Below are 10,861 nucleotides of genomic sequence, written 5' to 3'. Positions count from 1 at the left end.
TATTAGTCTTTTAAATTGCAATCCAAAATTGCTAATTTTCTCGGAACTTTTTTTTATAAATAAGTTTAAACAACTTCACTATTATAGAGTAGGTATGACGGTACTTCTGGCTAAAACCTGCTCAGAATTCCCCAATGGATTTTGATGTCATTAAATTTAAAAGGATTTCCAAATTCGTTCCCATTGGACAGCTGAAAGCTCATCAGACCAATCGGGATAAAGAAATTAAATCCGAGACCGACGCTGTAAAGTTTGGGTTTTACATTCAGTGATTTATTGTTGAGTTGCCCGTACTGGCCGAAAACATCAAAGAACGCCTGGCTTCCGATAAGATACCGGTATTCGAGGCCGCCATAATAATAAAAATCGGCCGCCAGGGAATTTTCGTTAAAACCCCGCATGGAATTCCAGCCCCCGAAACGGTACAATTCGTTGGCGGAAAAGTCGACTTTAGAATCCATCATGGCACCTTCAGCTTTAATATTGAGAAAGTGGTTGCCGTTGATATGATAATTGTGTTCTCCGAAAAAGTAGAACTGGTTCTGTGGGGATGTGATATTTTCTTTTGTATAAATGGTCGTCAGATAATCATATCCTGCATTGATCCTGGTTTTATACAAGAAGAGATCAATATCGGTGGGTTCTACCATTTCAAACCAGATTCCGATTCCTTTTTTATTATAATCTTTTCCCTGCACATATAAAGTATCAATGATACTTGAACTTTCAAAGGTTCCCCTCAGACCCAGCTTATTCCGTGAATTAAGATGGTAATAAAATGCGGGAAGTGCCTTCACATTGGCAAAAGTAGAATCCTGTCTGAAGATATTTACTTTCATATTCAAGCCTACGTTGGATTTAAAAAGATACGGAATGTCTGTTTGAAGGTCAAACGTCTGGCCCTTGTCCGGGTTTCTCTGCCAATATAAATTGACGGTTTCAAAGCCGTTGAAAATATTCCTGAAATTAACATTCAGCGTTCCGTTTAAGGTAAACTTATCCGTTTTATCATTACCAAAACCGATGACTCCGTCGAAACTGTTCGTTTTTTTCTTCTCCATAAAAAGGTAAATATTAGTGGAGTCTTTTGTAAAAAGGGTTTGCGGCGGCCGTTCCAGTGTAATAAACTGATGGCTCTGGAAGCTTTTGTTGATTGCGACAAGATTTTTGTCGTCATAGGTTTTTCCTTTGAACTCTTTTTCAAGATTTTTAATAAATCTCTTCGGGACGCTGGTATAACCTTTCACCACAAAACCGTCAATCGTTCTTTTGTTATTTTTATTAATATCAAGCTCTACCATAGGATAACCATTTTTCTGACCCTTATATTTAGACTTGATTCTGCTGAAGGCAAAGCCGTCATCAATATAAGTTTTGCTGATTTTTTTCTTGGTAGAATCCAGATTTTTGGTAAAAAATTCTTTCGGAACCTTTATACGCTGGATAATGGAATCTGAAAGGCTGACATAGGTTTCATTAAAATTTTTTCCTTTATCATATATAATTTCCGTGCTGTCCCCTTTTTTTCTGACTTCTTTCAACTGTGTGAAAAAATAATTATTCTGAGCAAGAGAATCCAGGAATTTCACAGCAGCAGCAGAGTCTTTCACCTTCTTTTTTACCTTGGTTTCAGTATCAATAAGGAAATAGCTTTTTTTCTGCGCCTGGATAAAGACGCAGAACAGAATAAAAAATATTTTTAAAATTAATTTCAACAGATCATTCTGAATATAAGTTGAATGCTTACGAACATCGTTCAGAAGCGGAATAAAGAATCTCTATAAAAATACAAAAAGATTCTTCACAGCATTTCATTCGTTCAGAATGACAATACGCTCAATCAATCAACAAATTTTTATCCAATTTATTATATTTCATCATTAAATTCTCATAAGTTCCCTGTGGTAAAATCCATTTCAGAGGAACTCCGATTTTCTGTCCGAATTTACCGAAATAATAATGGGCTTTCCACTTATCCTTCTGTAAAAGACGGTCAATATACTCCGCAACTTCCAACGGTTCGGTTCCGTCGCCAACATGAGAGTTCATCAAAGCATATACTTTATCAAACACCTTTTTATAAGATTCGGAAACTTTTGTTTTTACCCGGTTTTCTGCAATATTGGTTTTGATATCACCCAAATGAAGCGAACAAACATTTACATTCCAGGGATAAACTTCGTATCTCATGGCTTCTGTTACTTTGTCCAAAGCTGATTTTGAAGCCGAATAAAACCCACGGAAAGGTAATCCCATTTCACTTCCGATACTTGAAACATTGATAATCTGTCCGAATGTATGTTCACGCATTTTAGGCATTACAGCGCTCATCATTTGAACGGCTCCAACTAAATTTAAGTTAAATAATTTAAGGATATCTTCTTTCGTAGAATCTTCCACAGAACCCACCATTCCCATTCCTGCGTTGTTGATTAAAACATCAATTTTTGTTTCTGTTTTTAAAACTTCTGCAATGGCATTTTGTACGGCAGCGTTATCTGTAACATCCGTTGGTATTGATTTGAAATACTGACTTTCCGTATGTTTTCTGCTCAGGCCATATACTTTATGACCTTTCTTGCCGAAATATTCGGCTAATACGAAACCGATTCCTGATGAAGTTCCCGTAATGATGATCGTTTTATTTGATGACATTTCTATTTTAATAGTTTGATATTTTAATTCCAGGTTATTTTTACCTGTAAAAGATTTCTGCCCGACTTAGTTTAAACCCGATATTTTTTGGATTTATGTAAACTTATATCTGTTTTTTTACTTTTCTAAAATCATAATTAAATCTTCCCAAAACATCGGATACGATTTTTCCACAACATTTTCGTCTTCAATATTCAGCTCTTTAATTAAACAAAACGGCGCGAAACTCATCGCCATTCTGTGATCCTGATAGGTTTTGATTGAAATATTTTCTTCAGACTCATTGAAACTGATGGATTTAATTGTCAGATCCGTAAACTCAGTTTTTGTACCCAGTTTTTTCAGTTCATTATGTAAAGCCAATAATCTGTCGGTTTCTTTGACCCGTAAAGTTCCCAATCCAGAAATTTCAAAAGGAATTTTCAATGCTGCTGCAGTTACACAAAGCGTTTGGGCAATGTCCGGACAATTGTTCATATCCAAAACAATCTTTTCCGGAAACCGGAAATCCGGATCTGGTTGAAGTGTTAATTGATGTTCGTTTTCCGTGAAAATGGTTTTAATGCTGAAAAACTTCTCATAAATATCAGCAATTGCAGAATCTCCTTGTGTTGAGTCTTTATAAAAACTTTTAAGATGAATGGTTTTTCTTCCCAATGCTGCAAAAGAGTAAAAATATGATGCAGAACTCCAGTCGCTTTCCACTTCATAATTTATAACTGATGAATGATCATTGATAAAAGGTTCAACTTTAATCGTATTTCCGATAAAACTGTTTTGGATTCCAAATTTGGTTAAAATATCCAAAGTCATTTCAATATAGGATCTTGAAGTTACCTTACCCACCAAATGTATCTCTAAGCCATTGTCCAGTTTTCCGGCAATCAATAGAAGAGAAGTAATAAACTGACTCGAAATATTGGCAGGAACATCTACTTTTGTTTCAATAATTTTTCTTCCAATAATTTTCAATGGCGGGAAACCTTCGTTTTCAAGATATTCGATTTCTACGCCCAGGTTTTGCAAAGCTGTGACCAGATTTTTAATCGGTCTTTCTTTCATTCTTCTCGAACCTGTCAAAATGGTCGTTTTTCCATCCTGAATAGAATAATAGGAAGTAAGAAAACGCATGGCAGTTCCTGCGTGGTGGATGTCGACAGTTTCTGTATTTTCAGATAAGGCTTTTTTTAATAATTGCGTGTCCTGAGAATTGGATAAATTCCCGATTTGGATATTTTTAAACAAATTTTCCAAAATCAACAAACGATTCGAAATACTTTTCGAACCGCTGATTTGTATGGTTTTGTTTTCTACTAATTTTGATTTTTCTAACTTCATTGTTTCTTCACATTTCAGATTCAATACTTCAGATTTCACACATAGGCCGTCTGGGGTCTGACATCTAAGATCTTATTTTAATTTCTCATTATTCTGATGGCGGTCTTTATCCCGGTCAGTTTTAATCTTCATTTTTTTATCGAAAGCTTCCTGAAGATTCACTCCGGTTTGATTGGCCAGGCATAATGTTACAAAAAGTACATCTGCCAGTTCTTCGCCCAGATCTTTGCTTCTGTCACTTTCCTTTTCACTTTGTTCACCGTATCTTCTTGCAATAATTCTAGCCACTTCGCCGACTTCTTCCGTGAGCATGGTCATATTGGTCAGCTCATTGAAATAACGTACGCCGATCGTTTTGATCCATTCATCGACTTGCTGCTGCAGATGGGTAATTTCCATTATTTTAAAGCTATTGTTTAGAAGAAAGGGTAGTATTTGACGGTTTTGTTTCTTCTTTTATTTCATGGTCATCAAAAGATTGTCCTAATCTTTCTGTGTAGTTTGCAACATTCTTAAAGAACTTTCTTACCGAAAGATAAATCAGGAGCAATACAATAAAAGCCGATATTTTTAAAATATTAAAATCCATTTTGTTTAAATATCTATATTAGAAATACTGATACGCTCCGATAGTGGGGTTTGAAGTCCTTGAAACATTTGCAATATCTGTAGGCACCGTTGCCGCAACAGCAGTGCTTCCTTTTCCGATCGCAGGGGAATTCTGCTTCACTCTTAGATTCATCTGAGCTGCAAAGTAATTCACAAACAAAGGATCCTGATTTTTAAGGGTTTGAATGATACCGGGATTACCGTCAAAAGTAAAGCCTGATTCAGACTCATTGGAGTATTTCAGTAAACAGTTTTCAAAGATAAAATTGAATTGCTGACCCATCGTTTTTTCGAGGTTCATCGAATTATCCCTGTCAGAATATACGATGCTGTTCTTTACATTCAGAATTAAGGCGCCCTGTTCCGTTTGTCCTGAGGCATTTTTCCATTCATTGGCTGCAAAAATCCCGTTTCTGTTATAAGAATTCAATAGATTGGAATAATTGGCAATGGTACTGTGGGTGATATTATATATTCCTCCCCTGAAAATTCCTATCGCTGATTCTCCGCAATTATTCATCACAAGGTTTTTGGCAGTAATCGTAGAACCTACAGCATAAATTCCGTATTCCTGGAAAGTATGAATGAAAGAATTAGTAATCGTAGCATTGTTCTGCTTCATCTCCAGTCCTTTCGTTCCCCCGAATAATCTTACATAATTCATCGTAAGAGTGGATCCTGCATCCATTTTAATGGAATTCCAGTTTTTAGGGATCGTATCATACGCCGGATCATTCCGGTCACCTCTGAGAATAACATTATTAGCCAGAGTGCCGTTGATGTTTAATGAAGCACCAGATAAGACTTTCATTCCGCTGTTTTTATGAAAATAAACTTTGGTTCCTGGCTGTATATCTAAACTTACATTTTGGTCAACAGTCAGATCCCCATAAATAATCTTGGCTTTATTATTAGTCCATGTGGCATCTGAGGTAATAATATTCGGGTTTGTAGGCGTCTGGATGAAGAATTCAGCATCCTGGACTACGGAGAATAAAACCACCTGCTGCTGCCCCGCAGGGCTTTGGAACAACACTTTGTCTTCGGCAATAGCTTCCGGTCCTGTTGCTTCGGGTGCAATTTCAACGAAAATATAAAGACTGTCTTTTTTTCTCAAAGGAACATCTTTAAAATCATAGCCCGGTTTTCCGTCCACATTGATCTTATATAAAGAAGCTGCCCCTTTTTCAAGATGAATTCGCGGGATAAGAATATCCTTGTCTTCATTATTATATACTTTTACGGCATAGGTTTCAGACCGTACCTGGTGGTAAACCGTATCGCAGAAGACCGTATCCCTTGAAAAACTTAATTCCTGAGAAGGATTCTCAAAATTAATGTCATCCTTATTACAAGATACAGCCATGACAAGCATCCAAAAAGAAAAAGCCAGTACTAATTTGAATTTCATCGAAATTAAAGTTTAAATAGATTTCAAATGTAACGAAAATACTTTAATTTTCTTATCCCTAAAAAATTATTGATCAGGTGTTTGTATATTTTAAAAAATATTGTATTTTTGCAACCTAAAATTAGCAGAGAAATACCATTACTATTTCGAAAGCAAAAACTTTAATTTTTTTAAAAAATTGTATTATGAAAAAAGGACTTCACCCAGAAAATTATAGACTTGTTGTTTTCAAAGATATGAGTAACGACGAAGTATTTCTTAGCAAATCTACCGCTGAGACAAAAGATACCATCGAATATGAAGGTCAGGAATATCCGTTAATCAAAATGGAGATCTCTTCAACTTCCCACCCTTTCTACACAGGGAAAACCAAATTGGTTGATACTGCAGGTAGAGTGGATAAATTCATGAACAAATACAAAAAATTCGCTAAGTAATTTTTTGAGATTAAAATATTTAAAAGCCTTTCGATTTTCGGAAGGCTTTTTTTATTGTAATTTTGTATATCTTGAATGTTGAACTTTAAACTTAAACTGAACGATGCAATTGGTATTTTCAGATGCACAATATTGGGAAGATTTTCTTCCGCTTACTTTTACCCGTCCCGTAGCAGAAATGCGGTGCGGTATTCTCACATTCTCCGAAAGATGGCAGAAAATTTTGGATAACACGGAAGTTTCCTATTTTACAGAAGCTTATTTACAAAATAAATTTGCAGAACCTGAAAAGAAAGAAAGTCTTTTTCTGGTGACGAATTTTTTACCGACTGAAAATGTTATCCGGCAGATAAAAGATCTGAAGAGAGGAGAAGCATTGGTATATGAGGATGAGCTGGTTGCGGCAAATATCAATATGGATGGGTTTTCTCTACATCAGATTGAAAAAATGACGGATATCAAGGAGAAACTTGTTTTCTTTAAAAAACCGGCAGATCTTTTTTCCTATAATAAAGAAGCCATTGATTTCGACTTTGAACTGTTGACACATGGAAAGACGTCTCAGGAACTTTCATCGACCAACGGATTATTGGGAAATAAAGAAGACCTTTTTATTGAAGAAGGTGCCCAGATTGAATTTTCCACCTTAAATACCAGGACGGGAAAAATCTACATCGGTAAAAATGCTGAGGTGATGGAAGGCTGTCATCTTCGTGGTCCGATTGCCCTCTGTGAGGAATCCAAGTTTAATTTGGGGGCTAAAATCTATGGAGCGACCACCGTTGGTCCATACTCAAAAGTAGGCGGAGAGATCAGCAATGTTATTATTTTCGGGTATTCTAATAAAGGGCATGATGGTTTTGTCGGAAATTCTGTTATTGGCGAATGGTGTAATCTCGGCGCAGATACCAACTCATCCAATTTGAAAAATAATTACGGCCATGTAAAACTTTGGAGCTACAGAACCAAAGCTTTTGAAGATACAGGACTGCAATTTGCCGGATTGATTATGGGCGACCATTCCAAAACTGCAATCAATACCCAGCTTAATACAGGAACGGTAATCGGTGTGGCTTCCAATATTTTTAAGGAAGGCTTTCCTCCAAACCTGATTGAAAACTTTTCATGGGGAGGTTTTAAAGATGATGAACGGTTTAAATTAGACAAAGCCTATGAAGTTGCCGAAAAGGTAATGGCCAGAAGAAAAGTTGCTCTGACAGATGTTGACAAGGCGATTTTTAAATATATTTTTGATACTTATTAATACTACATAAATAAAAACTTCAAAATTTTTTGAAGTTTTTTTATTTTTCATGTAATAAAATGTAAAAACCGGTTGTCTTACTTATAGAAACAAAACTTATGACACAGGAAACCTTTAAGGATTCGGTATTTATTCTCAAAAATGAGATGTATCGCTTTGCGAAAAGGTTTGTGATGAGCAGTGATGAGGCGGAAGATGTGGTGCAGGACCTGATGATTAAGTTCTGGCAGAAAAAAGAAGAACTGGCACAATTTGGGAATTTAAAATCCTATGCACTGAAAGCAGTCCGGAACGAATGTCTCAACAGGCTGAAGCACCATGAGGTAAAACAGGGTTTTGTCGATCTGCAGCTTCACCGGTCTGAATTGTACAGCATGGATGTGAATAATTTAAAGGAATATATTATCACTTTTATTAATCAGCTTCCGGAAAAGCAAAAGATGGTTATCCATTTGAAGGATGTAGAAGAGTATGAAGTTTCGGAGATCTCCGAAATGCTGGAGATGGAAGAAAATGCAGTAAGAGTCAATCTTATGCGGGCAAGACAGAAAGTAAAAGAACAAATCTCACAACTGATGAGCTATGAGCAAAGACAAATTTCAAGATAAATATAACGAGATCTTCCAAAATATGAAGGAAGAAAAAATGGAGTGGGATTTCGAAGATTTCCTGAAAAAAGCGGAAGGAAAGAATGATGAGACTGATAATCACGAAACTCCGATAATTCCGATAGGCAGTAAAAATAAACCTTCATTTCCAAAATGGTTCTGGATGGCCGCAAGTGTGACAGTTCTGTTAGGGATAGGTTTTATATTTAATGTAAATCAGAAATCAGATATTGGAAATCAGGCACAGCTTGTAGAAAATCAGATCAAGCAGCAGAAAGATAATTTTATAGAAGAAAATAATGATCAACAGGAGCAGGTCGCTTTGAATCAGCCTTCAGATTCTGTTTCCGGGGCCAAAAAAGATTCTGTTTTCCAGAAAAATACAATGGCTGATAAAGATGTTATGGATGAGATTCTGCCTAAAAGAGGAAGGCTTAAAAAAGAGAAGAAACCCCTGTTTGTAGATAATTCTTCAAAAAAATCTAAAATTTCAGATCCTTCAGCGTATCAGGATTCTTATGTTATTGTAAACGGAAAAAAAATCGAAAACGTAGAAGAAGCCATTAATGTAACTAAGTATTCATTTCAAATATTTGCAAATAACGTCAGTGAAAAGTTAGCACAACCTAAAGTCGTTGACGACGATTATTAATTAACCTTAACCGATTATAGACCTGATCAGACATGCATAATCAAAAATAAAATTTGACTCATGAAAAAAATATTCATCATATTTACCCTTGCTTTTTCACATTTCTTTACTGTGTACGGGCAGGAAAAAGATAAATTAGACCTGCTATTCGATAAATATCAGGAAGTGGAAGGCGTAACTTCCATTAAGATTGCAAAACCGATGTTCGGAATGCTGAGCAGCCTGGACCTGGGCGATGCAGATTTTGATCAGATCAAGCCTTTATTATCAAAAATTAAAGGATTAAAAGTTTTGATTGCTGAAAAACCAGAGGATGTAAAATCTGCTAAGGGAATGCAGCTGTCACAGATCAGTAAAGATATTTCTTCTTATCTTAAAAATCTGAACTACAGCGAAATCATGACCATGAATAGCGGCGGTGCCAGGATAAAGTTCATGTCGGCCGAAGAAAAAAACGGTGTTTTGGATGATTTACTGCTCAGTATAGATAATGGCGGTGAAGAAAGTATTTTAATGAAACTTGACGGAAAGCTTTCAATGGATGATATCAATAAAATCATTAATTCAAGTGAGGCGAAAACCAATTCTGTCAGCCATACGAGATCCAGTTTTACTTCGGAAAATACGTCTTCTTATCTTAACGGTGAAAACCGTAGCATAGAAAATTTTTCAGGAATCCAGGTGAGCACAGGCGTAAATGTAGTTTTTAAACAGGAAACACCAACCAGTGTAAAAGTCATTGCGGATGCCGATAAACTAAAATATGTGGTTACCAAAGTCGAGAACGGGGTCTTAAAAGTATATGTTGACAACAAAGGCGTGAAGAACCTTAAGTTTAAAAACTTAAGTGTGAATGTTTCTTCGCCCCGCATAGAAAATATCCAGACTATTTCAGGAGCCAGTTTTACAGCGGTAAATTCAATCCGGGAAAATAATTTGAATATTGAGGCTTCATCAGGTTCTAATATCAACGGAACATTCAATGTCGATGATCATATAAATGTATCGGTAGATTCCGGGTCTAATATAAGGGCAGATGTATCTTCGGAAAAAGTAGTCTTTAAAGGCACCAGCGGCTCCAACTCCAATCTGAAAGGAACAGCCCGTACCGGAATCTTTGAAATAAGCAGCGGGGCTTCTTGTAAAGCTGAAAATTTAAGAATCAATAATGCGAATGTAGAATCTTCTTCAGGCGGAAGCATCAGCATCGAGGTGAAAGATAATCTTAAAGTAAGTGCTTCATCAGGGGCTTCGGTAAAATACAAAGGTAATCCTGAAATAGATTCCAATATCAGCAAAGTGTCAGGCGGATCTTTAAAGCAAATTAACTAAATCAATGATCATGAAAACTTTAAAAAACATTTTTCTAACCGTTTGCACGCTATTTTTAATGCAGTCCTGCATTGTTTCCGAGAAACCTAACATGGCTTTCTTTTCAGAATCCGGACATGATTTCAAAGGTGCAAAATTTGTAAGCATCAATGTCCCTCTGTTTCTTGCCAAACCCTACATTAAGAAAGCTTTGAAAGAAGATGGACAAGATGAAGAATTAATCAATCTCGTGAAAAAGGTTTCAAAAATAAAAGTAATGACCGTAGAAAACGGGGACAAGGAAATGCTGAAGAATTTCGCACACTATTTAAACAATAACAATTATGAAGAGTGGGCAACGATAAAGCATGACGGCGATAATGTCAATATCCGGGTTAAACAGAAAGGAGAGACGATTAAAAATATGCTGATTACGGTAAATTCGGATAAAGAACTGGTTTTTGTAGATGTAAAAGGAAGTTTTACGGCTGATGATATTTCAAAAATGATTGCATCTGCAAAAGATAAATAAATACTTTTATATTCATATCATATATTAAATTGTATTCTGTACAT

The 10,861-nt window shown here is 35.9% G+C and carries 11 protein-coding genes; 6 read left to right on the top strand and 5 right to left on the bottom strand.

What is annotated here, in order from left to right; translation table 11 throughout:
• Positions 1–110: 110 nt before the first annotated feature.
• The 5 genes from MKJ01_RS07775 to MKJ01_RS07755 form a co-directional block, all read right to left on the bottom strand.
• The gene (locus MKJ01_RS07775; protein WP_241612923.1) at positions 111–1,715 is read right to left on the bottom strand and encodes a hypothetical protein; all 1,605 of its coding nucleotides are present in this window, start codon (positions 1,713–1,715) and stop codon (positions 111–113) included.
• 121 nt (positions 1,716–1,836) lie between these two features.
• Positions 1,837–2,655, bottom strand: a complete 819-nt coding sequence (locus MKJ01_RS07770) for an SDR family oxidoreductase (RefSeq protein WP_241612937.1) — start codon at positions 2,653–2,655, stop codon at positions 1,837–1,839.
• A gap of 117 nt (positions 2,656–2,772) precedes the next feature.
• Positions 2,773–3,993 carry a hypothetical protein gene (locus MKJ01_RS07765; RefSeq protein WP_241612939.1) on the bottom strand — a complete coding sequence of 407 codons (1,221 nt, stop codon included), beginning with the start codon at positions 3,991–3,993 and terminating at the stop codon, positions 2,773–2,775.
• A 72-nt stretch (positions 3,994–4,065) separates the two neighbouring features.
• Positions 4,066–4,392 carry a nucleotide pyrophosphohydrolase gene (locus tag MKJ01_RS07760; RefSeq protein WP_241612941.1) on the bottom strand — a complete coding sequence of 109 codons (327 nt, stop codon included), beginning with the start codon at positions 4,390–4,392 and terminating at the stop codon, positions 4,066–4,068.
• Between the two features lie 208 nt (positions 4,393–4,600).
• On the bottom strand, positions 4,601–6,013 hold the full coding sequence (locus MKJ01_RS07755) for a hypothetical protein (protein WP_241612943.1): 1,413 nt from the start codon (positions 6,011–6,013) through the stop codon (positions 4,601–4,603).
• Positions 6,014–6,198: 185 nt separating this feature from the next.
• On the opposite strand from MKJ01_RS07755, the gene MKJ01_RS07750 reads away from it, so the two are divergent.
• The 6 genes from MKJ01_RS07750 (at position 6,199) to MKJ01_RS07725 (ending at position 10,817) form a co-directional block, all read left to right on the top strand.
• Positions 6,199–6,450, top strand: a complete 252-nt coding sequence (locus tag MKJ01_RS07750; protein WP_027387566.1) for a type B 50S ribosomal protein L31 — start codon at positions 6,199–6,201, stop codon at positions 6,448–6,450.
• 103 nt (positions 6,451–6,553) lie between these two features.
• Positions 6,554–7,714, top strand: coding sequence for a GlmU family protein (locus MKJ01_RS07745; protein WP_241612945.1), 1,161 nt, complete (start codon positions 6,554–6,556; stop codon positions 7,712–7,714).
• A gap of 98 nt (positions 7,715–7,812) precedes the next feature.
• Positions 7,813–8,322: an RNA polymerase sigma factor gene (locus MKJ01_RS07740; protein WP_241612947.1), complete on the top strand. Its 510-nt coding sequence runs from the start codon at positions 7,813–7,815 to the stop codon at positions 8,320–8,322.
• 22 nt (positions 8,323–8,344) lie between these two features.
• Positions 8,345–8,974, top strand: coding sequence for a hypothetical protein (locus MKJ01_RS07735; RefSeq protein ID WP_241612949.1), 630 nt, complete (start codon positions 8,345–8,347; stop codon positions 8,972–8,974).
• 60 nt (positions 8,975–9,034) lie between these two features.
• Positions 9,035–10,306, top strand: a complete 1,272-nt coding sequence (locus MKJ01_RS07730; protein WP_241612951.1) for a DUF4252 domain-containing protein — start codon at positions 9,035–9,037, stop codon at positions 10,304–10,306.
• A 10-nt stretch (positions 10,307–10,316) separates the two neighbouring features.
• Positions 10,317–10,817 (top strand): DUF4252 domain-containing protein, encoded by a 501-nt coding sequence (locus MKJ01_RS07725; RefSeq protein WP_241612953.1) that lies wholly within the window; start codon positions 10,317–10,319, stop codon positions 10,815–10,817.
• The last annotated feature ends 44 nt before the right edge of the window (positions 10,818–10,861 follow it).

Source organism: Chryseobacterium sp. SSA4.19, assembly GCF_022601875.1.
Lineage (GTDB): Bacteria > Bacteroidota > Bacteroidia > Flavobacteriales > Weeksellaceae > Chryseobacterium.
This window is presented reverse-complemented; position numbering and strand designations above follow the sequence as displayed.

Bases quoted from the DNA above. Each gene is read 5' to 3' on its own strand.
- MKJ01_RS07770 (WP_241612937.1), bottom strand. From the start codon at position 2,655: ATGTCATCAAATAAAACGATCATCATTACGGGAACTTCATCAGGAATC.
- MKJ01_RS07765 (WP_241612939.1), bottom strand. From the start codon at position 3,993: ATGAAGTTAGAAAAATCAAAATTAGTAGAAAACAAAACCATACAAATC.
- MKJ01_RS07760 (WP_241612941.1), bottom strand. From the start codon at position 4,392: ATGGAAATTACCCATCTGCAGCAGCAAGTCGATGAATGGATCAAAACG.
- MKJ01_RS07755 (WP_241612943.1), bottom strand. From the start codon at position 6,013: ATGAAATTCAAATTAGTACTGGCTTTTTCTTTTTGGATGCTTGTCATG.
- MKJ01_RS07750 (WP_027387566.1), top strand. From the start codon at position 6,199: ATGAAAAAAGGACTTCACCCAGAAAATTATAGACTTGTTGTTTTCAAA.
- MKJ01_RS07745 (WP_241612945.1), top strand. From the start codon at position 6,554: ATGCAATTGGTATTTTCAGATGCACAATATTGGGAAGATTTTCTTCCG.
- MKJ01_RS07740 (WP_241612947.1), top strand. From the start codon at position 7,813: ATGACACAGGAAACCTTTAAGGATTCGGTATTTATTCTCAAAAATGAG.
- MKJ01_RS07735 (WP_241612949.1), top strand. From the start codon at position 8,345: ATGAAGGAAGAAAAAATGGAGTGGGATTTCGAAGATTTCCTGAAAAAA.
- MKJ01_RS07730 (WP_241612951.1), top strand. From the start codon at position 9,035: ATGAAAAAAATATTCATCATATTTACCCTTGCTTTTTCACATTTCTTT.
- MKJ01_RS07725 (WP_241612953.1), top strand. From the start codon at position 10,317: ATGAAAACTTTAAAAAACATTTTTCTAACCGTTTGCACGCTATTTTTA.